At 64.7% G+C, this 22087-nt stretch carries 22 protein-coding genes; 12 read left to right on the top strand and 10 right to left on the bottom strand.

The genetic code is table 11. The features are described from left to right. Positions 1-176 precede the first annotated feature (176 nt). Positions 177-1400, top strand: coding sequence for an argininosuccinate synthase (locus GR158_RS18345; protein ID WP_160872091.1), 1224 nt, complete (start codon positions 177-179; stop codon positions 1398-1400). Positions 1401-1451: 51 nt separating this feature from the next. Here the strand turns inward: GR158_RS18345 and GR158_RS18340 are convergent, their stop codons facing one another. Together GR158_RS18340 and GR158_RS18335 are read right to left on the bottom strand one after the other, a co-directional pair. Further along, positions 1452-2687 carry a multidrug effflux MFS transporter gene (locus GR158_RS18340; protein WP_160872090.1) on the bottom strand — a complete coding sequence of 412 codons (1236 nt, stop codon included), beginning with the start codon at positions 2685-2687 and terminating at the stop codon, positions 1452-1454. Then, a complete protein-coding gene (locus tag GR158_RS18335; protein WP_134649293.1) occupies positions 2684-3169 on the bottom strand; it encodes a MarR family winged helix-turn-helix transcriptional regulator in 486 nt (161 codons plus the stop codon). The genes GR158_RS18340 and GR158_RS18335 overlap by 4 nt, the downstream gene beginning before the upstream one ends. Before the next feature lie 177 nt (positions 3170-3346). Here GR158_RS18335 and GR158_RS18330 point away from each other — a divergent pair, with 177 nt between their 5' ends. Further along, entirely contained in the window at positions 3347-3988 is a 642-nt protein-coding gene (locus GR158_RS18330) for a LysE family translocator (RefSeq protein ID WP_160872089.1), read from the top strand. Here GR158_RS18330 and GR158_RS18325 read toward each other — a convergent pair. Beyond that, positions 3985-5367 (bottom strand): sensor histidine kinase, encoded by a 1383-nt coding sequence (locus GR158_RS18325; protein ID WP_160872125.1) that lies wholly within the window; start codon positions 5365-5367, stop codon positions 3985-3987. The genes GR158_RS18330 and GR158_RS18325 overlap by 4 nt on opposite strands. Positions 5368-5372: 5 nt before the next feature. Further along, complete coding sequence (locus tag GR158_RS18320; protein ID WP_134649296.1) at positions 5373-6047, bottom strand: response regulator transcription factor; 675 nt, start codon at positions 6045-6047, stop codon at positions 5373-5375. Positions 6048-6147: 100 nt separating this feature from the next. Between GR158_RS18320 and GR158_RS18315 the strand changes: the two genes are divergently transcribed. The 5 genes from GR158_RS18315 to GR158_RS25195 all read left to right on the top strand — a co-directional run bounded on the left by GR158_RS18315 (position 6148) and on the right by GR158_RS25195 (position 10676). Further along, entirely contained in the window at positions 6148-7191 is a 1044-nt protein-coding gene (locus tag GR158_RS18315; RefSeq protein WP_160872124.1) for an ABC transporter substrate-binding protein, read from the top strand. Between the two features lie 209 nt (positions 7192-7400). Next, on the top strand, positions 7401-8345 hold the full coding sequence (locus tag GR158_RS18310; protein WP_134649298.1) for a tripartite tricarboxylate transporter substrate binding protein: 945 nt from the start codon (positions 7401-7403) through the stop codon (positions 8343-8345). Continuing rightward, complete coding sequence (locus GR158_RS18305) at positions 8342-8830, top strand: tripartite tricarboxylate transporter TctB family protein (protein ID WP_160872088.1); 489 nt, start codon at positions 8342-8344, stop codon at positions 8828-8830. Before GR158_RS18310 ends, GR158_RS18305 begins: the two co-directional genes overlap by 4 nt. A 10-nt stretch (positions 8831-8840) precedes the next feature. After that, positions 8841-10358 carry a tripartite tricarboxylate transporter permease gene (locus GR158_RS18300; protein ID WP_134649300.1) on the top strand — a complete coding sequence of 506 codons (1518 nt, stop codon included), beginning with the start codon at positions 8841-8843 and terminating at the stop codon, positions 10356-10358. 153 nt (positions 10359-10511) lie between these two features. Further along, complete coding sequence (locus GR158_RS25195; protein WP_167719080.1) at positions 10512-10676, top strand: hypothetical protein; 165 nt, start codon at positions 10512-10514, stop codon at positions 10674-10676. Between the two features lie 107 nt (positions 10677-10783). On the opposite strand, the gene GR158_RS18295 is transcribed toward GR158_RS25195, so the two are convergent. After that, positions 10784-11902, bottom strand: coding sequence for a DUF475 domain-containing protein (locus GR158_RS18295; RefSeq protein ID WP_160872087.1), 1119 nt, complete (start codon positions 11900-11902; stop codon positions 10784-10786). Positions 11903-12281: 379 nt separating this feature from the next. On the opposite strand from GR158_RS18295, the gene GR158_RS18290 reads away from it, so the two are divergent. The 4 genes from GR158_RS18290 to GR158_RS18275 all read left to right on the top strand — a co-directional run bounded on the left by GR158_RS18290 (position 12282) and on the right by GR158_RS18275 (position 18848). Beyond that, entirely contained in the window at positions 12282-14342 is a 2061-nt protein-coding gene (locus GR158_RS18290) for a M3 family metallopeptidase (RefSeq protein WP_160872086.1), read from the top strand. A gap of 270 nt (positions 14343-14612) precedes the next feature. After that, the gene (locus GR158_RS18285) at positions 14613-16175 is read left to right on the top strand and encodes an alkaline phosphatase (protein WP_160872085.1); all 1563 of its coding nucleotides are present in this window, start codon (positions 14613-14615) and stop codon (positions 16173-16175) included. A gap of 134 nt (positions 16176-16309) precedes the next feature. Beyond that, positions 16310-18136, top strand: coding sequence for a translational GTPase TypA (gene typA, locus GR158_RS18280; protein WP_134649304.1), 1827 nt, complete (start codon positions 16310-16312; stop codon positions 18134-18136). Between the two features lie 205 nt (positions 18137-18341). Continuing rightward, on the top strand, positions 18342-18848 hold the full coding sequence (locus GR158_RS18275; protein ID WP_134649305.1) for a GNAT family N-acetyltransferase: 507 nt from the start codon (positions 18342-18344) through the stop codon (positions 18846-18848). 7 nt (positions 18849-18855) lie between these two features. Here the strand turns inward: GR158_RS18275 and GR158_RS18270 are convergent, their stop codons facing one another. Further along, complete coding sequence (locus tag GR158_RS18270; protein ID WP_160872084.1) at positions 18856-19470, bottom strand: hypothetical protein; 615 nt, start codon at positions 19468-19470, stop codon at positions 18856-18858. Between the two features lie 134 nt (positions 19471-19604). Between GR158_RS18270 and ppa the strand changes: the two genes are divergently transcribed. After that, the gene (gene ppa / locus GR158_RS18265; protein WP_134649307.1) at positions 19605-20138 is read left to right on the top strand and encodes an inorganic diphosphatase; all 534 of its coding nucleotides are present in this window, start codon (positions 19605-19607) and stop codon (positions 20136-20138) included. A gap of 2 nt (positions 20139-20140) precedes the next feature. On the opposite strand, the gene GR158_RS18260 is transcribed toward ppa, so the two are convergent. The 4 genes from GR158_RS18260 to GR158_RS18245 form a co-directional block, all read right to left on the bottom strand. Further along, the gene (locus tag GR158_RS18260; RefSeq protein ID WP_371731745.1) at positions 20141-20467 is read right to left on the bottom strand and encodes a DUF167 domain-containing protein; all 327 of its coding nucleotides are present in this window, start codon (positions 20465-20467) and stop codon (positions 20141-20143) included. A 4-nt stretch (positions 20468-20471) separates the two neighbouring features. Then, complete coding sequence (locus tag GR158_RS18255; protein WP_134649308.1) at positions 20472-20765, bottom strand: YggT family protein; 294 nt, start codon at positions 20763-20765, stop codon at positions 20472-20474. 99 nt (positions 20766-20864) lie between these two features. Continuing rightward, positions 20865-21581 carry a glutamine amidotransferase gene (locus GR158_RS18250; protein WP_134649309.1) on the bottom strand — a complete coding sequence of 239 codons (717 nt, stop codon included), beginning with the start codon at positions 21579-21581 and terminating at the stop codon, positions 20865-20867. Positions 21582-21584: 3 nt separating this feature from the next. Then, positions 21585-22073 carry a TerB family tellurite resistance protein gene (locus GR158_RS18245; RefSeq protein ID WP_134649310.1) on the bottom strand — a complete coding sequence of 163 codons (489 nt, stop codon included), beginning with the start codon at positions 22071-22073 and terminating at the stop codon, positions 21585-21587. Positions 22074-22087 lie beyond the last annotated feature (14 nt).

Raw genomic sequence — 22087 nt, 5'->3', positions numbered from 1 at the left:
CCCCTTCCATGGTCCTGTCTGCGCAATATGGGGTCGCCCGCGGCGGCGTCAAACCCTGCTTGCGGCAGGATGCGGCGGGCATCGCCCTTGCGTCACGCGCCAATCTCGCTAAAAGTGCCCGCGAAACCGGGCCTTCGCGGGTTTGCGGCGTCCCTCATGCAACGGACCTCATCATCATGGCATCACATAAAGACGTAAAGAAAGTCGTGCTGGCCTATTCCGGCGGCCTCGATACCTCGATCATCCTGAAGTGGCTTCAGACCGAACTCAACGCGGAAGTCGTGACGTTCACGGCCGACCTCGGCCAGGGCGAAGAGCTGGAGCCGGCGCGCAAGAAGGCGGAGATGCTCGGCATCAAGGAGATCTTCATCGAGGACGTGCGCGAGGAATTCGTGCGCGATTTCGTCTTCCCGATGTTCCGTGCCAATGCGGTCTATGAAGGCGTCTACCTGCTCGGCACGTCGATCGCCCGCCCTCTGATCTCCAAGCACCTGATCGAGATCGCCGCAAAGACCGGCGCCGACGCCATCGCGCATGGCGCGACCGGCAAGGGCAACGACCAGGTCCGCTTCGAGCTTTCGGCCTATGCGCTGAACCCCGACATCAAGATTATCGCCCCCTGGCGCGACTGGTCGTTCAAGAGCCGCACGCACCTGCTCGAATTCGCCGAGCAGCATCAGATCCCCGTCGCCAAGGACAAGAAGGGCGAAGCGCCGTTCTCCGTCGACGCCAACCTCCTGCACTCCTCCTCCGAGGGCAAGGTTCTGGAAGATCCGGCCATCGAAGCCCCCGAATATGTGCATATGCGCACCATTTCGCCGGAAGCCGCACCCGACAAGGCGACCATCATCAAGGTCGGCTTCGAGCGCGGCGATGCCGTCTCCATCAACGGCGTGCGCATGTCGCCGGCCACGCTGCTGGCCGCACTCAACACCTATGGCCGCGACAACGGCATCGGCCGTCTCGACCTCGTCGAGAACCGCTTCGTCGGCATGAAGTCGCGCGGTGTCTACGAGACGCCCGGCGGCACGATCCTGCTTGCCGCGCACCGCGCCATCGAGAGCATCACGCTCGACCGCGGCGCCGCGCATCTCAAGGACGAGCTGATGCCGCGCTATGCGGAACTCATCTATTACGGCTTCTGGTTCTCGCCGGAGCGCGAGATGCTGCAGGCGCTGATCGACAAGAGCCAGACCCATGTCGAGGGCGAAGTGACGCTGAAGCTCTACAAGGGCAACGTCATGGTGATCGGCCGTGAATCGGACAAGTCGCTCTATTCCGACAAGCTCGTCACCTTCGAGGACGACCAGGGCGCCTACGACCAGAAGGACGCCGCCGGCTTCATCAAGCTGAATGCGCTGCGCCTGCGCACGCTCGCCGCCCGCAACAAGCGCGGCTGATTTTCAGGCATTGAAGACAAGGCCCGCTGCCGGAAACGGCGGCGGGCTTTTTCATTCCGCGGGTTTTACGGCTGCGGTTTTGCCCGCAAGGCTCCGCTCGCGCGCGCAGACCGCGCGATGCCAGGCATAGGCCAGAACCGCCATGAGACCCATGGACGGGATGATGATGCCGAAGGCGAAGAGCGGTTTGCCGATGGCGGCGGCGATCACGCCGGCGAGGAAGCCGGAGCCCATCTGGATAAAGCCCATCGCGGCGGACGCGGAGCCGGCAATATGGGGGAAGGGCTCCATGGCGGCGGTCATCATGTAGGGCATGACGAAGGCGATGCCGAAGGCATAGAGGCCGACCGGGCCCATGACGCTGAGAAAGGTCGGTTGCGACAGCGCATGTGATGCCAGCACGATGAGGATGCTCGCGGTGCCGATGGAACAGAGGCCTGCGATGACGATCCGGTTCGGCGTGAGGCGGCGCATCAGGAGCCGCACGGCGACGGTGCCGAGGAAGAAGAAGCCGGATTGCATGAGCATGCCGACGCCGAACTGGGTGGGTGTCAGCCCGACGCGACCGATGAGAATGAAGGGCAGCATGGTCGCCTGGCCGTAAAGGGCGCCCAGCGCGCCCGCTATCACCAATGTCGCCGACAGAAAGCGCGGGCTGGTGGCGATGGTGCGGTAGGCGCTCAGGATCGGCCGGATATGGCCCCGGGCGGGATCGGGCGTCGTCGTCTCGGCCATGCAGAAATAGACGATGCCGCAGGCCGACAGCGCGAAGCCCACCATCAGGAAGAAGATCGACTGCCAGCCGAACAGGCCGAGCGCGAAACCGCCGAGCGTCGGCGACACGGCCGGGCCGATGGCCAGCATCATGCCCACCATGTTCATGATGCGGGCGGCCTCGCTGCCGGTGAACTGGTCGCGCACGATGGCGCGCGAGACGGTCGTGCCGACCGAAACGCCGATGCCCTGCACGAGGCGGCCGGCCAGCAGCACGTCCACCGTCGGCGCGAAAGCCGCCATCAGGCTGCCGATGAGGTAGACGGACAGGAAGATCAGCGTCGTCTTTCGCCGTCCGAGCACGTCGGACATGGTGCCGGACACCAGCTGCGAGAGCGCGAAGCCCGCGAAATAGAAGGAGAGCGTCAGCTTGATCGCCGATTCGGTCGAGGCAAAGGCGTGCACCAGCTCCGGCATGGCGGGCGTATAGAGCGCCATGGAGACGGGGCCGATGGCGACCAGGAAGGCGCTGATGATGGAGGTGCGGCGCTCGCTCATGCGGGCCCGGGTCATCGTCCGGTCTCCCGGGCAAGCGTCAGGGCGGCGTCGTCTTCTTCCAGAGCCGAGAGGTTGGCGCGCAGAAGCTTCAGGCGGCCATGGATCTGCGCCAGCTCGTCTGCGCCGATGCCGCTCGTCACCTGCTGCATAAGATCGAGCTGTTCCGTGCGGATGCCCGTTATCAGGGCGCTGGCGGCGGGGGTGGTGAAGATCAGCTTGGCGCGCCGGTCGGCCGGATCGGGCCGCCGTTCGATGAGGCCGAGGCTCTGGAGGCGGTCCAGATAGGTGGAGAGCGTCATCGGTTCGATGCCCATGCGCCGGGCGATATCGAACTGGCGGCTGCCTTCGAGCGAGGCGATGCGGACGAGCGTGCGGGCCTCGCCCGGCGTGAGGCCGAGACCGGCGGAGGCGATGCGCCGCTCGAAGGCACTTCTCAACATGCGCGCGACATCGATGAGGACGAAGCCGAGCGCATCGGGATCGGGACGGGACGACATGACCGCTTTCCAATGTATATTGTAAGCCTTGCTTACGATTTCACAGGGTTTGCCGCAACCGGGAAAGCCGGTTTTCCTTTGCATGGCTGCCTTGCAGCGCGAAGGCGAGGCGTTTCGCGCCCATCTTGACGAATCCCCTGAATGCCCGGAGATTGGACCATCTCTTTGGGGGCAACCATGACAGCCACGATGTTCTTCGGCGCCTTTATGGCCGCCCTTCTCTACGTGCTCATTCCCGGACCGGCTTTCCTCGCGCTTCTCGGTATCGGCGCGGGGCAGGGGCGCAAGGCGGGCGCGCTCTTCATGGGAGGGCATCTGGCGGGCGACCTGCTCTGGTCGGCGCTGGCGCTGGTGGCCATCGTGGGCGCCAGAACGATCGGCACGACGGTGTTCGACGTGCTCGGTCTTCTGTGCGGCTTCTATCTGGCATGGATCGGCTGGTCGGCTCTGCGGGCGAAGCCAAGGCAGGACGGCAGTGCCGTGATGACGGTGGAGCGGCCGCTGCGGCGCGGGCTCGTCTTCGGGCTCACCAATCCGAAGGGCTATCCGGTCGCGCTGGCCACGTTCACGGCGCTGCTGGCGGGGTCCTCCAACGCGCTCGATTTTTCCGCGCTGCCGGCTTTGCTCGGCGTGTCCTTCTTCGGCTTCCTCTTCGCCGATGTCATTCTGATCGGGATCATCGGCGCGGGCCTGGTGCGGCGCTTCTATCGCCGCCATGAACTCGCCATCGTGCGCCTGTCGGGCCTGCTCTTCATGGGCTTTGCCGTCCAGGCCGTCTGGCACGCGGCGCCCGGCCTCTTCGGCTGGCGCAAGGCCTAGCCGGCTGCCACCGGGAAGCGCACCGTCACCCGCAGCCCGCGATCGTTTTCGCCGCTTTCCAGCGTAACCGCCGCGTCGAACAGTGCCGCGATCTCCTCGACGATCGGCAGGCCGAGCCCCATGCCCGGCGCATCGCGGTGTTCGCCGCGCGAGAACCGCTGGCGCACCAGCGGACGGCGTTCGGGCGGAATGCCGGGGCCGTTGTCCTCCACGGCAAGAAGCGCCGTATCCGCCACCTGGCGAACGCTGACCGTGACCTCCGCGCCGCGCCCGGCATAGGCGATGGCGTTTTCCACGAGGTTGCGCAGCAGTTCGCCGAACAGCAACGGCTCGGCGCGGGCGAGAACGGGACCGTCACCCTCATAGCCGAGATCGATGCCGGCTTCGGCCGCCGAGGGCACGCGGTCGGCGGTGAGTTGCTGGGCGAGGGCGGCGATATCGATCGGCGCGGGGCGGCGCGGCTCGTTCGAACCGGCGGCGTCGACCTTGGCCATCAGGAGAAGCTGGGCGAGGATGCGTTCGGCATGGGCGACGGCGGCATCGCCCTTGCGCGCGGCCTCCTGGGCCTCCTCCAGCGTCGCGGCACGGCTCGCCAGCGCGAGCTGGGTGCGGATGATGGCGAGCGGCGTACGCAGCTGGTGGCTGGCATTGCCGGAAAAATGGCGCAGCGCATCGAGCGCGGATTGCAGGCGCACCATGAAGGAATTGACCGTGTCGACCAGCCCCTGCACCTCGCTCGGCACGCGCTGCTCGATGGGGTGGAGATCATCGGGGCTGCGCTCGGCGATGGCATCGCTCAGGCGATAGAGCGGCCGCAGCGACACGGTGACCGCAATCCACACGATGGCCGCCGCGCCTGCGATCATCATGGCAAGACGCAGCGCCGAGCGGATGAGGATGGCCTGCGTCAGTTGCCGGCGCGCGATGGTGGTTTCGGCGACAGTGACCGCGAAGGGCACGGAATTGATGCCTGTCGAGGCCGATCGGTGAAGCACGGCGATGCGGATCGGCTCGCCGCGGAAGGTGGCATCCGCAAAGCCTATCGACTGGCCTTCCGCCTGGGGAATGGTCGGCAGGTTCTGGTAGCCGGTGATGAACTGGCCGGGCGGCCCGTCCACGCGGTAGAAGACGCGGTCCTGCGCCGCCGAGGTGAGCATTTCCAGCGCGACATAGGGAATGTCCACCTCCAGCGCGCCGTTTTCCGTCACCACGACACGTTCGGCGATGGCAAGCGCGGAGCCGGCGAGCACGCGGTCGGAGACGGAATTCGCCGTTTTCACCGCCTCGCGGTAGGTGTCGACCAGGGCGATGACGCCGATCACCGCCGTCGAAACGAGCAGCCAGGCCAGCAGGCGGCGGCGCAGTGAGGAGGGGGGCAGGAGCGTCAAGCGACCGTCGCCTTGTCGAGATAGTAGCCGATGCCGCGGGCCGTGCGCACCGTCAGGCCATGCGGTGCGAGCCGTTTCCTGAGCCGGCTAACATATTGCTCGATGGCATTGGCCGAGAGATCGTCGTCGAAGGCGGCAAGCGACTGCATGATCGCCTCCTTGGCGACCACCTTGCCGGCGCGCAGGAAGAGGATTTCGAGCAGCCCGAGCTCACGGGCGGGAATGTCGAGCGGTGCGCCATCGGCGGAAAAGGTGCGGGAATTGAGGTCGAACGCCACGCCGCCATAGGTGACGGCGGCGGACCGCAGCCCGGCCTGGCGGCGCAGCAGCATGCGCACGCGCGCCTCGAATTCCGAGATGTCGAAAGGCTTGATCATGTAGTCGTCGGCGCCGAGATCGAGCCCGCGCACCCGTTCCTCCGGCGCGCCGCGGGCGGTGAGGATCATCACGGCCGCCTTGTTCTGGCGCGCGCGCATGGAGCGGAGAACGTCGAGCCCGTCCATTTCCGGCAGGGTCAGGTCGAGCACGACGAGATCGAAGTTTTCCGTTGCGATGGCCGCATCGGCGGATGCACCGTCGCGCACCACATCCACGGCATGACCGGTGCCCTTGAGGATCGCGGACAGGCCGTCCGCCAGGGCTTCGTTGTCCTCGACCAGCAGAATACGCACGTTTTGTCCTCCCGCGGCCAACGTAGCGGGCGGCGGCGGACTTGTGAACGGCCTTGCGCTTTGGCAAGGTCTCGCGATGCGCCTTGTCCTCGCCTTCCTGATGCTGCTTGCCATGATGCCGCGCGCCTTCGCGGAGGGCACGGTGTTTCCGGCCCGGGACGGCAATGCGGATGCCCCGGTTCTCGTCGTCTATTCCTCGCTCGACGAGCCGCTCGCCCGGCCGATGATCGAGGGCTTCCAGGCGGCCAATCCGGATGTGGCGGTGCGCTATGAGGAAATGCTGACCGGCGAGGTGCATGACCGCATCGTGCATGAGACCGATGCCGGCCGGAAGACCGCCGACTTTGCCTTCTCCTCGGCCATGGACCTGCAGGTGAAGCTGAGCAATGACGGCTATGCCCAGCGCAGCTACCTGCCGATGAGCGAGCAATGGCCGCAATGGGCGAACTGGCGCAACACGGCCTATGCCTTGACCTTCGAGCCGGCCGTCTTCGTCTACCACAAGCCGAGCTTCAAGGGCCGCAAGCCGCCCGCCTCGCGTGCTGAGTTCGTCGCATACCTGAAGAGCGAAGGCGAAGCGGTCTATGGCCGGATCGGCACCTACGATATCGAGCGCTCGGGCGTGGGCTTTCTCTTCATGGCACGCGACCAGGAGCAGTTCGGCGATATCTGGACGGTCATCCGGGCGATGGGCGCGGCCGGCGTCAAGCTCTACTCCACCAGCTCGGCCATTCTCGAACGTGTGGCGGACGGGCGGTTCGTGCTCGGCTACAACATTCTGGGCTCCTATGCGGCGGACTGGGCCTCGCGCAATCCCAATGTCGGTATCGTGCTGCCGAAGGACTATACCGTCGTCATGTCGCGCATCGGCCTCGTGCCGCAGGCGGCGGCGTCTCCGGAACTCGGCCGGCGCTACCTTGCCTTCTTCATGTCGAAGGAGGGGCAGGAAATCCTGTCGCGCGAATTGCAGATCGCGGCCGTCAGCCCGGAGGTTTCCGGTTCCAACACCGCGCGCACCATGCGGGCGCTGCTCGGCGCGCAGCTCAAGCCCGTGCCGGTCAGTCCCGGCCTGATGGTTTATCTCGACCAGGTGAAGCGGGCGCGGCTCATTGCCCGATGGAACGACGTTCTGCGCATGCAGTAGCGCGCCGAAAGACGGCGCCGCCATGTCAGGTAGATGTCAGCTTCCTGTGTTGGCTTAGGGGCCTTCTCGTCCGTGGAGGCGGAGGGAAGACCGGGAGGAGAATTCCGTCGCAACGCGCCCGTCAACGGGCGTATGCCGTTCGTGGCTGCGCGTGTCCTCTCGCCAAGCAACGATATGCGCGAAATCCGCGCCTGACGGAGGACAGACCCTTGAAACATTTCTTCCTGGCATCCCTTATCGCCGGCGCCCTCGCGCTTCCGGCTGCGGCCGCCGATTACACGATCATCGCGCCGGCCGGCCCGGGCGGCGGCTGGGACCAGACGGCCCGCTCGATCCAGACCGTGCTGCAGGACGAGAAGATTTCCGGCAGCGTGCAGGTGGTGAACGTTCCGGGCGCCGGCGGCACGATCGGCCTTGCCCAGTTCGCCAGCCAGAACAACGGCAATCCGAACGCGCTCATCGTCGGCGGTTACGTCATGGTCGGCGCCATCCTCACCAACCAGTCGCCGGTGACGCTCAAGGACGTGACGCCGATCGCCCGCCTGACCGGCGAATATGAGGCGATCGTCGTTCCCGCCGCCTCGCCGATCCAGAACCTGGAAGACCTCGTGAAGGCGCTGAAGGCCGATCCGGGCGCGGTGTCCTGGGCGGGCGGCTCGGCCGGCGGTACGGACCACATCACGGCAGGCCTGATCGCCAAGGCGGCCGGCGTCGATCCGACCAAGATCAACTATGTCGCCTATGCCGGCGGCGGCGAAGCCCTTGCCGCGATCCTCGGCAACCAGGTGACGGCAGGTATTTCCGGCTATGGCGAGTTTGAGGCCCAGGTGAAGGCCGGCACGCTGCGGCTGATCGCCATTTCCAGCGCCGAGCGCATCGAAGGCATCGACGGGCCGACCCTCAAGGAAGGCGGCCTCGACGTCGTCGTGGAAAACTGGCGCATGGTCGCCGCTGCTCCCGGCCTTTCGGACGAGCAGGTCGCGACCATCAACGGCGACATCGAGAAGATGGTGAAGTCCGCCGCCTGGAAGGACACGCTGAAGACCAAGGGCTGGCAGGATACCTATCTGGCCGGCGACGCCTTCAAGGAACAGCTCGACAAGGATGTGGCCGCGACCGAAAGCATCCTCAAGGACATCGGGCTCGTCAAATGAGCGAGGTCCCGTCCTCTCACGCAAAGCGCCGCCCCGACCGGGCGGCGCTGTTCATCGCGCCGGTCCTGTTCCTGCTTGCCTGCGTCATCTGGTGGGATGCCGGCCGGCTTGCGGAAGTGACCAACTATTCGCGCATCGGCCCTGCAACCGTGCCGCATGTCGTCGCCGTCGGGCTGGCGCTGCTTGCCGTATGGACGGCCTTCGAGGCCTGGCGCGGCGATTTTCCCGAGCGCGAACCCGTCGAGGTGCAGCCGGTCGTGATGATCGTCGCGGGCCTTGCCGGACAGATGCTGCTTTTGAAGACCGCCGGCTTCTCCATCGCGACGGGCGTGCTCTTCGCGCTGACGGCGTTCGGTTTCGGCCGGCGCAAGCTCTGGATCTCCCTGCCGATCGGCATTGCGCTGAGCTTCGTCATCTATGTGATCTTCGGCCGCTTCCTGCAACTCTCGCTGCCCACCGGGCCGCTCGAGCACCTGTTCTTCTGAGGGCCTGGCGATGAATACATTCGAATTCCTCCTGCAAGGGCTCGTCATCGCCGCCCAGCCGATGAACCTGCTCTATGCGCTGATCGGCGTGACGCTCGGCACCGCCGTCGGCGTTCTGCCCGGCATCGGCCCGGCGCTGACGGTCGCCCTGCTTCTTCCCGTCACCTACAAGCTCGATCCGGCCGGTTCGCTCATCATGTTCGCCGGCATCTATTACGGCGGCATGTATGGGGGATCGACGACGTCGATCCTGCTCAACACGCCGGGGGAAAGCGCTTCCGTCGTCACCGCGCTCGAAGGCAACAAGATGGCACGGGCGGGGCGCGGCGGCCCGGCGCTGGCGACGGCAGCCATCGGCTCCTTCGTCGCAGGCCTCATCGCCACGCTCGGCCTTGCCTTCATCGCGCCCTTCGTCGTGAAGTTCGCGCTCTCCTTCGGGCCGCGCGAATATTTCGCGCTGATGGTGCTCGCCTTCGTGACGGTGTCGGCAGCGTTCGGCGATTCCACCCTGCGCGGGCTGACGGCGCTTTTCGTCGGGCTCGGCCTTGCCGTGATCGGCATCGACCAGCAGACCGGGCAGGCGCGTCTTTCCTTCGGCGTTCCCGACCTGCTCGACGGTATCGAGGTGACGACGCTGGCCGTGGCGATGTTCGCCATCGGCGAGACGCTCTTCGTCGCCTGTCAGGGCAACCGCATCCCCGAAAAGGTGGAGGCGGTGAAAGGCTCTGTCTGGATGAACGCGCAGGACTGGGCACGCTCCTGGAAGCCCTGGCTGCGCGGCACCGCCATCGGCTTTCCCATCGGCGCGATGCCGGCCGGCGGGGCGGATATTGCAAGCTTCCTGTCCTATTCCACGGAAAGGCAGTTCTCCAAGCACAAGGACGAGTTCGGCAAGGGGGCGATCGAGGGCGTGGCGGGGCCGGAAGCGGCCAACAACGCCTCGGCCGCCGGAACGCTGGTGCCGCTCCTGTCGCTCGGCCTGCCCACGACGGCGACGGCGGCCATCATGCTCGCCGGCTTCCAGCAATACGGCCTTCAACCCGGCCCGCTGCTGTTTGCGACCAACCCGCAGCTGGTCTGGGGCCTGATCGCCAGCCTGCTCATCGCCAATTTCATGCTGCTGGTGCTGAACCTGCCGCTGATCGGCCTGTGGGTGAAGCTGCTGACCATTCCCAAGCCGTGGCTCTATGCCGGCATCCTGCTGTTTGCGACGCTCGGCACCATCGGCGCCAATCCATCGGTCTTCGAACTCGGCATGCTCCTGGTGTTCGGCCTGCTGGGCTTCGCCATGCGCATCTTCGGTTATCCGATCGCGCCCGTCGTCGTCGGCCTGATCCTGGGTCCGATGGCCGAGCAGCAGCTGCGCCGCGCGCTGGCGATCAGCCAGGGCGACGTGACGGCGCTCTTCATGTCGCCAATCGCCGCCGTGCTGTTCGGGCTCGCCCTGCTTGCGGTGCTCGTGCCGCTCGTTCTGCGGGCGCGCGGCAAGGGGGAAGTTCTCTCGCAGTTTGCCGCCAACGAAGACTGAAGTCTTTCGTCCATCGTTGAAAACAATGCAGGCCGGGAACCGCGTTTCCGGCCTGCGTCCGTTGCATGGCTGGGCTGAGAAAGCGTCTGTTGTACTTTCGCGCGAAAAGCATCATCTATTGCACGTAAGCTAAAACAGAAAGCGAGCAATACAATGACTTCCCTCCGCAATTCCTTCGCCCAGGGCTTTTTCGGCCGGGCCTTCGCCGTGCTGAGCGCTGCCAACGCAGCTGCTGCGGCCGTGGAAGGGCACCGCCGCCCGAAGGAACGCGACCTGAAGACGCTGGGCATCAATCCCGTCGACTTCCCCCGCGTTTAACGCAGAAACAAATCCCGAATGAAAAGGCCCGCTGGTCGCAAGACCGGCGGGCCTTCTGTATTTGGCGTTTCTTTTGTCTCTACTTGAGAGAAGGCCGGCCGCCGTCGTCAGGCGTTCTCGCCGAGCTGGGTCGCCACGCGGTCGGAGGCGGGGGCTTCGGCATGGTGGCCCAGCGCCTGTTCGCGCCTGTTGTAGCGGATCGAGGACCAGAGCGAGATGCCGATCAGCGTCGCGCCGCCCAGGCCCGTGATGACCTCGGGAATGTGCACCAGCGTCTGGCAGTACATGACCACCGACAGGATCAGGATCGCGTAGAACGCGCCGTGCTCCAGGTAGCGGTATTCCGCAAGCGTGCCCTTCTCCACCAGCATGATGGTCATCGAGCGCACATACATGGCGCCGATGCCGAGACCGATGGCGATGATGAACAGGTTCTGCGTCAGCGCGAAGGCGCCGATGACGCCGTCGAAGGAGAAGCTGGCATCCAGCACTTCCAGGTAGATGAACGCGCCCAGACCGCCCTTGGCGGCTTCCGACATCGCCTTCTGCGAGGCATCGAGCAGGCCGCCGATGACTTCCACCGCCAGGAAGGTCAGAAGACCGTAGATGGCGGAAAAGACGAAGGTGTTGGCATCCTCGCCATCGAGCAGCCGTGAGAACAGCACGATGAGCAGCAGCACGAAGGCGATCTCGATGCCCTTGACGGTCGCCGAGCGGGCCATGTGCTTCTCGATGAAGCCGATCCAGTGCACGTCCTTCTCATGGTTGAAGAAGTAGGTGAGGCCGACCATCATCAGGAAGGTGCCGCCGAATGCCGCGATGGGCAGGTGCGCGTCGTGCATGATGCGGGCATATTCCGCCGGCTCGCGGGCAGCAAGGATGAGCGCGTCGATCGGGCCGATACCGGCCGCGATGACGACGATCAGGAGCGGGAAGACGATGCGCATGCCGAAGACGGCGATGAGAATGCCCCAGGTCAGGAACCGGCGTTGCCAGACCGGCGTCATGTCCTTGAGCTTGTTGGCATTCACGATGGCATTGTCGAAGGAGAGCGAGATTTCGAGCACCGCCAGGACGGCGCAGATGAAGAAGACGGTCGCCATGCCGGCGAGCGTGCCTTCGGTCTGCCAGCCCAGCCACGCGCCGAGCGCGAGGCCGATGACGGTCGATATCAGAGCCCATTTGAGATAGGAAAGTGTGGTCTTGCCTTCGCCGGTGCCGATCATGACAGCGCCTCCATCTTCATGGAGGTAGACGAAGTGACGTTGCGCATACCACGACGGGCATGCGGGTGAGGCATGGTGAAAATAGTCATGTGCGTATGAATCCGCCGGCTGATTGCTGGCGGTACCGACATCACGAGAGCGCCGTAAAAACTCTCGCCAGAGGGGCCCGGCACCAGGGTTCGCCGCGGCAAACGATGTCAAAGGGCCGCGGGTAAGGCTGTTTTCACCGAAGTTGCCCTCCGCGTCAAGATGCAGCGTGCCGCAGGCGACAAACGCGTTGCCGCGGCTTTCGTTCCCCGATTTTGCATCGGCACCCTGTACCAACGCCCCTGTCCATTCCTATATTCGCCGCACGCTGATTTGCCAGAAAGGAACTTCCATGACCGAAACGTCGATCGATCCCGCCCTCGTCGAGTGGACCGGCCTCAACGGCCTGCCGCGGTTCGATCTGGTCAAGGACGAGGCCTTCGCCGCAAGCTTCGATGCAGCACTTGCTGCCCATGAAGCGGAAATCGACGCGATCGCCAACAATCCCGACGTGCCGACCTTCGAGAACACGGTCGTGGCGCTGGAGATCGCCGGCGACGCGCTTTCGCGCGTTTCCGCGCTGTTCTGGAGTCGTGCGGGCGCCAACACCAATGACACGATCCAGGCCCTGGAACGCGAGATCGCGCCGAAGATGTCGCGCCACTATTCGAAGATCGGTACCAATGCCGCCCTCTTCAGGCGCATCGATGCGCTGTGGGAAGGGCGCGCCGGCCTCAATCTCTCGCTCGAGCAGCTGCGCGTGCTGGAGCGGCACTGGAAAGGCTTCGTGAAATCGGGCGCCAAGCTGGAGAAGGCCGATCAGGACCGGCTTTCGGCGATCAACGAGACGCTGGCGGGGCTCGGCGCGAAATTCGGCCAGAACGTGCTTGCAGACGAAAAGAACTGGGTGCTGTTCCTCGACGAAGGCGAGGCGCTCGACGGCCTGCCGGACTTCCTGAAGGACGCGATGGCTGCTGCGGCCCGCGAACGCGGCGCGGAGGGGCGCTATGCCGTCACGTTGTCGCGCTCGATCATCGAGCCGTTCCTGACATTCTCTGCCCGCCGGGAGCTGCGCGAGCAGGCGTTCCGGGCCTGGGTGGCGCGCGGCGAGAATGCTGGCGACACGGACAATCGCGGCATCGTGAAGGAAACGCTGGCGCTTCGTTCCGAAAAGGCGGGGCTGCTCGGCTACGAAAACTTTGCCGCCCTGAAGCTCGACAACACCATGGCCAAGACGCCCGAGGCGGTAAACGGCCTGCTCATGCAGGTCTGGGAAAAGGCCGTGGCGCGGGCGCGCGAGGAAGAAGCGGAACTGGCCGACCTCATCGCGGAGGAGGGGCGCAACCACGAGGTCATGCCGTGGGACTGGCGCTACTACGCCGAAAAGCTGCGCGCCAAGAAATTCAATTTCTCGGAGGCCGAGCTGAAGCCCTATCTCCAGCTGGAGAAGATCATCGACGCCTGCTTCGACGTCGCAGAGCGCCTGTTCGGCATTCGCGCCGTCGAGAAGAAGGGCGTGCCGGTCTATCATCCCGATGTGCGCGTCTTCGAGATCCGCGACCGGGACGACAGGCTGGTCGCCATGTTCCTCGGCGACTATTTCGCCCGCTCCTCGAAGCGGTCGGGCGCCTGGATGAGCTCCTACCAGAGCCAGCACCGTCTGCCGCTGCCGAACGGTTCGGTCGGCGAGATCCCGATCATCTACAATGTCTGCAATTTCGCGAAACCTGCCGAGGGCAAGCCGGCGCTCCTGTCGCTCGACGATGCGCGCACGCTGTTCCACGAATTCGGCCATGCGTTGCACGGCATGCTGTCCGATGTCACCTATCCCTCGGTCTCCGGCACCGGCGTTTCGCGTGATTTCGTGGAACTGCCCTCGCAGCTTTACGAACACTGGCTGACGGTGCCGGAAATCCTGACGCGCTATGCCGTGCACGACCAGACGGGCGAGCCGATGCCGCAGGCGCTGCTCGACAAGGTTCTTGCCGCGCGCACCTTCAATTCCGGTTTCGCGACGGTGGAGTTCACCTCCTCGGCGCTGGTGGACATGGCGTTCCACACCCGTGGACCGGTAGAGGATCCGATGGCGGTGCAGGCGGAGGTGCTGGACAGGATCGGCCTGCCGAAGTCCATCGTCATGCGCCACGCCACGCCGCACTTCCAGCACGTCTTCTCCGGCGACGGTTATTCGGCCGGCTACTATTCCTACATGTGGTCGGAGGTGCTGGACGCCGATGCCTTCTCCGCCTTCACCGAGACGGGAGATGCCTTCAACCCGCAGATGGCGGCACGGTTGAAGACCTATATCTACTCCGTCGGCGGTTCGGTGGACCCGGAAGACGCCTACAAGGCCTTCCGCGGCAAGCTGCCGAGCCCGGAGGCCATGCTGGAGAAGAAGGGGCTGGCCGCTTAGGGCGCGCTGTCGTTTGGGCGGGCGGCCCCCTCATCCGGCCCTATCGGGCCACCTTCTCCGCGAGGGGAGAAGGGAAAGGAGGCGTCGCGGTTGAACCCCCTTCTCCCCAGCGGGGAGAAGGTGCCGGCAGGCGGATGAGGGGGCTGCGAGATTGCTGCCGTCATCATCCCGTTACCGAACTTTCGGCGAACCGTCATCGTGCCGTTACCGGACTGACATGCCGAGGACCGAAGGTCTGCCCGTCGATTCGCGGGTATGGCCGGAGGTGGCATGGCGATTGTTCCGGAAACGCTGACGCGGCGGTCGTTTCTTCTGACCGCCGGCGCCGGTGCGCTTGCAACCTCCTCGGCGCTCGCCGTCCCCTTCTACGCGCGCCGGCATGGCAGCCCGTCCTTCTCGCATGGCGTACAGTCCGGCGACGTGGACTCAGCATCGGGCGTCGTGTGGACGCGCACGGATCGCCCGGCCGAGGTCTTGCTGGAGTATTCGACGACCGAGAGCTTCACCGATGCGGCGCGCATGCCGCTGCTCAAGGCGACCGGTTCGTCCGACCACACGGTGAAGGCGCTGTTGCAGGGCCTGTTGCCGGACCAGGATATCTTCTACCGGTTCACGGCGAGCGACCCCACGTCCAGCCATCTCGTCTCGGAGCCGATCGTCGGGCGCTTCCGCACCGCGCCGATGCGCAACCGCTCGGTGCGCTTCGTCTGGTCGGGCGATACGGCGGGGCAGGGCTGGGGCATCGACGATGTGGGCATGAAGACCTATTCGACCATGCTGCGCCATGAGCCGGACTTCTTCATCCATTCCGGCGACACGATCTATGCCGACGGACCGATGCCCGACGAGATCACGCTGCGGGACGGCGGCGTGTGGAAGAACCGCATCGTCACCGACGAGAAGCGCGATGTGGCGCGCACGCTGGACGAATTCCGCGGCCAGTGGAAATACAATCTGCTCGACGATCACCTGCTCGCCTTCAACGCGCAGTGCCCGACTTTCTTCCAGTGGGACGATCATGAGGTGCTGAACAACTGGTCGGCCTCCAGCGACCTGACCGGCGACCGGCGCTACCCGGACAAGGACATCCACGTCTACGAGGCGCGCGCCAGGCAGGCGTTCCAGGAAATGACGACGATCCGCTACTGCGCGGACGAGCCCGGCCGCATCTTCCGCAAGGTCGCCTACGGACCGCTGCTCGACGTGTTCTTCGTCGACCTGCGCTCCTATCGCAGCGCCAACCGCTCCGCGACCGATCACGATCTCTTCGGTCCCCGGCAGGCGGCCTGGCTGCGCCGGGAACTGGCGGCGTCGCGCGCGACGTGGAAGGTCATCGCCTGCGACATGCCGCTCGGCCTCGTCATCTGGGACGACTATACCAACAGCCTGGGATTCGAGGGCGTGGCGGACGGGCTGAACGGCCCGCCGGCGGGCCGCGAGCGTGACATCGCCGATCTTCTCGCCTTCATGCGGGACAATGCGATCCACAATGTCGTGTGGCTGACGGCGGACGTGCATTATACCGCCGCCCACCATTACGATCCGTCACGCGCGGTCTTCAAGGACTTCCTGCCGTTCTGGGAGTTCGTGTCGGGGCCGCTGCATTCCGGTACCTACGGGCCGAAGCCGCTCGACCGGACCTTCGGGCCGGAGGTGCGGTTCATCAAGTCCTCGAAAGGCGGGATCGACAGCAACCTTCCGCCGTCGGCGGGCCTCCAGTTCTTCGGCCTCGTCGACATTCACGGCGCGAGCCGCGAGATGACGGTGCGCCTCATGGACAGGGAAGATCAGGAGCTCTGGCGCATCACGCTGCCGCCCGTGCTCTCCTCCTGAGGGCGCGCGAATGCCGGAAATGCAACGGAGTTGCCGACCGCCCCTTTCGCAATTGCGGAAAAACATGTAAGAGCCCGGCCATTGAAGATGGTGCCCTCGTTTTGCGCGCGCCCCTTAACCTCAGAGATTAAACCATGTCCATCCGCAATATCGCGATCATCGCGCACGTCGACCATGGCAAGACCACGCTCGTTGACGAACTTCTGAAGCAGTCCGGCTCGTTCCGTGAAAACCAGCGCGTCGCCGAACGCGTGATGGACTCGAACGATCTCGAAAAGGAACGCGGCATCACCATTCTCGCCAAGGCCACCTCGGTCGAGTGGAAGGGTGTTCGCATCAATATCGTCGACACGCCCGGCCACGCCGACTTCGGCGGCGAAGTCGAGCGCATCCTCTCGATGGTGGACGGCGCGATCGTTCTCGTCGACTCGTCGGAAGGCCCGATGCCACAGACCAAGTTCGTGGTCGGCAAGGCGCTCAAGGTCGGCCTCAAGCCGATCGTCGCCATCAACAAGATCGACCGTCCGGACGGCCGTCACGAGGAAGTGCTGAACGAGGTCTTCGACCTTTTCGCCAATCTCGACGCCACCGATGAGCAGCTCGACTTCCCGATCCTCTACGGTTCGGGCCGTAACGGCTGGATGAACGTCAACCCCGAGGGACCGCAGGACGAAGGCATGGCACCGCTGCTCGACCTCGTGCTCAAGCACGTTCCCGAGCCGACGGTCGCCGAAGGCCCGTTCCGCATGATCGGTACGATCCTCGAGGCCAACCCTTTCCTCGGTCGCATCATCACCGGCCGCGTCCATTCCGGCTCGATCAAGCCGAACCAGGCCGTCAAGGTTCTCGGCCAGGACGGCAAGCTCATCGAAACCGGCCGTATCTCCAAAATCCTCGCCTTCCGCGGCATCGAACGCACGGCCATCGACGAAGCCCATGCAGGCGACATCGTCGCGATTGCCGGTCTCTCCAAGGGCACGGTCGCCGACACGTTCTGTGACCCATCGGTCTCCGAAGCGCTGACTGCGCAGCCGATCGACCCGCCGACCGTCACCATGTCCTTCATCGTCAACGACAGCCCGCTTGCCGGCACCGAAGGCGACAAGGTGACGAGCCGCGTCATCCGCGACCGCCTGTTCAAGGAAGCCGAAGGCAACGTCGCGCTCAAGATCGAAGAAGCCGAAGGCAAGGATTCGTTCTACGTTTCCGGTCGCGGTGAACTTCAGCTCGCGGTTCTCATCGAAACCATGCGCCGCGAAGGTTTCGAACTGGCCGTATCGCGCCCGCGCGTCGTGATGCAAAAAGACGAGAACGGCACGACTATCGAGCCGATCGAAGAAGTCGTCATCGACGTTGACGAGGAGCATTCGGGCATCGTCGTGCAGAAGATGTCCGAGCGCAAGGCCGAGATGACCGAGCTTCGTCCGTCGGGCGGCAATCGCGTTCGCCTGAAGTTCCTGGCACCGACCCGCGGCCTGATCGGCTACCAGTCGGAACTGCTCACGGACACGCGCGGCACGGCCGTCATGAACCGCCTTTTCCACGACTACCAGCCCTACAAGGGCGCCATCGGTGGCCGCGTCAATGGCGTGCTGCTGTCGAACGGTTCGGGCGAAGCCGTCGCCTATGCCATGTTCAACCTCGAAGACCGCGGCCCGATGATCATCGAGCCGGGCGAAAAGGTCTATGCGGGCATGATCATCGGCATCCACACCCGTGATAATGACCTCGAGGTCAACGTGCTGAAGGGCAAGCAGCTCACCAACATCCGCGCTGCCGGCAAGGATGAAGCCGTGAAGCTGACCCCGCCGATCCGCATGACGCTCGACCGCGCACTGTCGTGGATCCAGGACGACGAGCTGATGGAAGTGACGCCGAAGTCGATCCGTCTGCGCAAGATGTTCCTCGACGCCAACGACCGCAAGCGATTCGACAAGCAGCGTGCCGCCGGCGCCGCCTGAACCGCCCATTCCCGTATCGGAACACATTGGACCCCGGCCTTCGTGCCGGGGTTTTTCATGTGTGTGCCGTCTTTTTACGGCTTGTGACGCTTGTTAAAAATGCGTTAACTTTTCCATGCGCCGTCCGGAACTCGGCTGTGGGCAATGCATGCCTTCAGGTCCTGCGGGATTCCGGTGGAGTCGGTGCAGGAATATGAGTGGTGTTATGAAGACACTGTCGATCGACGTGCGGCGCGCCGAGCCGCAGGACGCACGCGCGATATCCGAAACGCACCGGATCTCGTGGCTGCAAGCCTATGCCGGCCTCATCCCGCACAAGCCGCTGATCCAGATGGTCGACCGCCGCGGCGAGACGTGGTGGCGCAAGGCGACCCGCGGCCCGGCCACGCTGCTCGTGTTGGATGTCGCCGGAACGGTCGCGGGCTATGCCACGCTCGGCCTGAACCGCGCCCGTGCGCTCCCCCAGGAAGGGGAAATCTACGAAATCTACCTGCGGCCGGAATATCAGGGCATCGGCCTTGGCCGGCAGCTTTTCGGCGAGGCGAAACTGTTGCTGAAGTCGCTGGGCTGCAAGGGCCTCATCGTCTGGTGCCTGGAGGACAGCGAGCACGCCTATCGCTTCTTCCGCTCCTCCGGCGGTCGCGATATCGCCGAGGGCATGGAGAATTTCGGCGAGAAGGACCTCAAGAAGGTCGGCTTCGTCTGGCCCTAGGCGGTGCCTATTGCACCGCGTCGGGCAGATAGCGCATCGGCTGTTCTGAAAACTTTCCCTGTTTGCCGCGCCATTGCGGCTGCGACGTTCCGCAAATGAAACCGGCGGCCTTTTCGTCCGCGATTTCGCGGGCCAGCGCGTTGGCGTCCTTGTTTTCGAGCGCATCGACATAGCCCACGACGCAGCTTGTCGGGTTCTTTGCCGTCGCAATCGTGGAGACGACGAGGATCTGGCCGTAGCGGGTATCGGTGCTGTCGGTCTGCTCCGGGTCGGCCACGAACCAGCGCGCGATGGCGGCGATCGGCGTGCCGTCGGCGCCAAGCCGCCACTCGATCTTGGCACCGGTATGGTTGAACGGTCCGAAAGTCTCGAAGGCCTGGTCGAGATAGGGCTTTCCGACCGGTCCATAGGCCTGGCTCTGGCGCAGGTCCCCCTCCTTGAAATAGACGGAGAGGTCCTTGTAGCCGGCGCATTGCAGCGTGACGCTCGGCCCTTCATCCTCCTGCGCAATCGTCTTGCAGGCGTCGAGATTGCGGTCCGTATAGGTGCTTTCGTTGGCGCTCGCGCCAGCGGCATGGCCGAAGACGAAAGCGGCGGAAAGGAGAAGGGGCGTCAGGCGCATGGGGATCCTCCGGTCATGGGGAAGACGGGGCTTGGACCCGGTCTATTCGGCTTGGGCGAAAGTCATGTTGCGCCGCAGCGGGATTCGCATTAGGAAGCCCGCAAATCATTGCTTTTCCAATCGAGGGAGCCCCCATGCGTATCGATGCGATTTCCGTTGGCAAGAACCCGCCTGATGACGTGAACGTGATTGTCGAGGTGCCGGTCGGCGGTCATCCGATCAAGTACGAAATGGACAAGGACGCCGGCGCGCTTGTCGTCGACCGCTTCCTTTATACGCCGATGACCTATCCGGGCAATTACGGCTTCGTACCGCACACGCTGTCCGAAGACGGCGACCCGATCGACGTTCTCATCTGCAACACGCGTCCGCTCATCCCCGGCTGCGTCATCAACGTGCGCCCGATCGGCGTCATGGTCATGGAAGACGATGGCGGCCAGGACGAGAAGATCATCGCCGTTCCGGTGCCGAAGCTGACGCGCCGCTACGACAAGGTCGAGAACTATACCGACCTGCCGGAAATCACGCTGAAGCAGATCGAGCACTTCTTCGAGCACTACAAGGATCTGGAGCCCGGCAAGTGGGTGAAGATCGGCGGCTGGCAGGACGTGACCGTGGCCAAGAAGCTGATCCTCGAAGCCGTCGAGCGCTACAACGCGCAGAAGTAAGCTCAGCGCCGCACGGCGGCGTCCAGCCTCAAGACGATATCCTCCGGGTCGCCCTCGATCCGGAGGATTTTCTTTCTCTGGGTATCGCCGCTCACCAGGCTGACGGCGGATTTCGCCACGCCCGCGGCCTTGGCGACAAGAGCGATCAAAGCCTTGTTGGCCCTGCCCTTGTCGGGCGGGTCGCTGACCCGGGCCTTGAGGTGGCTTTCGCCGTCGGCGCCGGTTTCCCAGCCGTCGACGGCATCGCGCCCGCCGTTCGGCGTCAGCCGCACCGACAGGCGCACATGGTCGTCACGGCGCCGGATCGCGGCGTCCGGCGCGGTCGTCACGGGGTCAGGAGAGGAGAGCCGGGGCCAGGACCGTGCGGATCACCTGCTCCAGGAAGAACAGGATGACGAGCACGACGAGCGGCGACAGATCCACGCCGCCGAAATTGGGCAGCACGCGGCGGATGGGCCGGTAGATCGGTTCGGTCAGCTGGTAGAGCGAGCGGCCGATGGTGGCGATGACCTGATTGTTCGTGTTGATCACGTTGAACGCATAGAGCCAGGAGAAGATCGCCGAGGCGATCACCAGGAACCAGGCGATATTGATGATGAACAATAGGGTGTTGATGACCGCTATCATTGATGTCTCCAAATGGTTTTCGTGCTGACATGTAGCCATTGCGGGCGCAGCCAGCAAGGCCGGCGCCGGACGCCGCGGCAACATGTTTAACGCGGACGCTCAATCCTCGTGGAAGACCCTCTCCAGGAAGGCGGTCATCCAGAGCCGCAGGGCGGCGTCGTGCAGCAGGCGGCCATGGAGATGGAGGCTGCCCACCTGCGCGCCTGGCAGCTCGAAACGATGCGCGCCGTGCACGACCCAGCGGTGCATCATGGCCAGCGTCAGCTCGCCGTGGAACTGGATGCCCCAGGCATTGTCGGCGTAACGGAAGGCCTGGTTCTCGTAGTGATGGCCCGTGGCAAGCAGGGTGGCGCCGGACGGCAGATCGAAGCCCTCGCGGTGAAACTGGTAGACCATGTCGGGCCAGGGCATCAGGGCGGTGCCGGCCTGCGTGGCATTCAGCGGATACCAGCCGATTTCCGTCCAGCCCTCGCTATGGCCGAAAACCCTGCCGCCGAGCTGGCGCACGAGCATCTGCGCGCCAAGGCAGATGCCGAGGAAGGGACGGTTCTCGCGCAGCGGAACGGCGAGCCAGTCGACCTCGTCACGGATATAGGGCTCGTCGTCATTGGCGCTCATCGGCCCGCCGAAGACGACGGCGCCGGCATGATGGGCAAGCGTTGCCGGCAGCGGATCGCCGAGCACCGGGCGGCGGATATCCAGCGCGTGGCCCATGCTTTCCAGGATCTGCCCGACACGGCCGGGGCTCGATCTCTCCTGGTGCAGCACCACGAGAACCGGGCGCTTGCGCGGTGGGAAATTGGACAGATCAGGCATGGTTCAGGTTTCGCCGGTCTCCTCGTGCGCCGCTTGTGCGCCGGCGCGCTGGGCCGCTTCCTGCCGCTTCATGATGCGTTCGCGGCCGGAGACACCGAGCAGGTCGGCGATGCGCCAGATGGCGTGATCCTCCATCTCGCTGCGCTCGCCATCCGCATAGACGATTTCCCACAGCAGGCCGATCAACCCGATGCGCTGTTCTTCCGAAAGCTGGCGCTTCAATTCCGAGGTGAAGTGGAAGAAATCGATGGCCTCGCTTTCGGCGTCGGCGCCGGCGGCGACAAGCGCATCCAGTTCCTTTTCATCGATGTCGTAATAGTCCTTGAAGCGGGCGCGCAGTGCGGCCTTCTCGACATCCAGCACCTTGCCGTCGGCTTCCATCACCTGGATGCAGAGTGCCATGACCGCCACGCGCGGGTCATCGACGGCAAAGGCCCGTCTGTCGTCTCCGCCGGAAAGGCTCGCCAGAAAGTGCTGCAGGCGTTCGAACATCTGCTATCAGCCCC

Source organism: Shinella sp. AETb1-6, assembly GCF_009826875.1.
GTDB lineage: Bacteria > Pseudomonadota > Alphaproteobacteria > Rhizobiales > Rhizobiaceae > Shinella > Shinella sumterensis.
This window is presented reverse-complemented; position numbering and strand designations above follow the sequence as displayed.

What these genes read in the sequence shown, in the direction of transcription:
- GR158_RS18330 (WP_160872089.1), top strand. Translation starts at nt 3,347, where the DNA reads ATGACAGCCACGATGTTCTTCGGCGCCTTTATGGCCGCCCTTCTCTAC.
- typA (WP_134649304.1), top strand. Translation starts at nt 16,310, where the DNA reads ATGTCCATCCGCAATATCGCGATCATCGCGCACGTCGACCATGGCAAG.
- GR158_RS18340 (WP_160872090.1), bottom strand. Translation starts at nt 2,687, where the DNA reads ATGACCCGGGCCCGCATGAGCGAGCGCCGCACCTCCATCATCAGCGCC.
- GR158_RS18290 (WP_160872086.1), top strand. Translation starts at nt 12,282, where the DNA reads ATGACCGAAACGTCGATCGATCCCGCCCTCGTCGAGTGGACCGGCCTC.
- GR158_RS18300 (WP_134649300.1), top strand. Translation starts at nt 8,841, where the DNA reads ATGAATACATTCGAATTCCTCCTGCAAGGGCTCGTCATCGCCGCCCAG.
- GR158_RS18295 (WP_160872087.1), bottom strand. Translation starts at nt 11,902, where the DNA reads ATGATCGGCACCGGCGAAGGCAAGACCACACTTTCCTATCTCAAATGG.
- GR158_RS18345 (WP_160872091.1), top strand. Translation starts at nt 177, where the DNA reads ATGGCATCACATAAAGACGTAAAGAAAGTCGTGCTGGCCTATTCCGGC.
- GR158_RS25195 (WP_167719080.1), top strand. Translation starts at nt 10,512, where the DNA reads ATGACTTCCCTCCGCAATTCCTTCGCCCAGGGCTTTTTCGGCCGGGCC.
- GR158_RS18245 (WP_134649310.1), bottom strand. Translation starts at nt 22,073, where the DNA reads ATGTTCGAACGCCTGCAGCACTTTCTGGCGAGCCTTTCCGGCGGAGAC.
- GR158_RS18270 (WP_160872084.1), bottom strand. Translation starts at nt 19,470, where the DNA reads ATGCGCCTGACGCCCCTTCTCCTTTCCGCCGCTTTCGTCTTCGGCCAT.
- GR158_RS18305 (WP_160872088.1), top strand. Translation starts at nt 8,342, where the DNA reads ATGAGCGAGGTCCCGTCCTCTCACGCAAAGCGCCGCCCCGACCGGGCG.
- GR158_RS18255 (WP_134649308.1), bottom strand. Translation starts at nt 20,765, where the DNA reads ATGATAGCGGTCATCAACACCCTATTGTTCATCATCAATATCGCCTGG.
- GR158_RS18285 (WP_160872085.1), top strand. Translation starts at nt 14,613, where the DNA reads ATGGCGATTGTTCCGGAAACGCTGACGCGGCGGTCGTTTCTTCTGACC.
- GR158_RS18250 (WP_134649309.1), bottom strand. Translation starts at nt 21,581, where the DNA reads ATGCCTGATCTGTCCAATTTCCCACCGCGCAAGCGCCCGGTTCTCGTG.
- GR158_RS18315 (WP_160872124.1), top strand. Translation starts at nt 6,148, where the DNA reads ATGCTGCTTGCCATGATGCCGCGCGCCTTCGCGGAGGGCACGGTGTTT.
- ppa (WP_134649307.1), top strand. Translation starts at nt 19,605, where the DNA reads ATGCGTATCGATGCGATTTCCGTTGGCAAGAACCCGCCTGATGACGTG.
- GR158_RS18335 (WP_134649293.1), bottom strand. Translation starts at nt 3,169, where the DNA reads ATGTCGTCCCGTCCCGATCCCGATGCGCTCGGCTTCGTCCTCATCGAT.
- GR158_RS18275 (WP_134649305.1), top strand. Translation starts at nt 18,342, where the DNA reads ATGAAGACACTGTCGATCGACGTGCGGCGCGCCGAGCCGCAGGACGCA.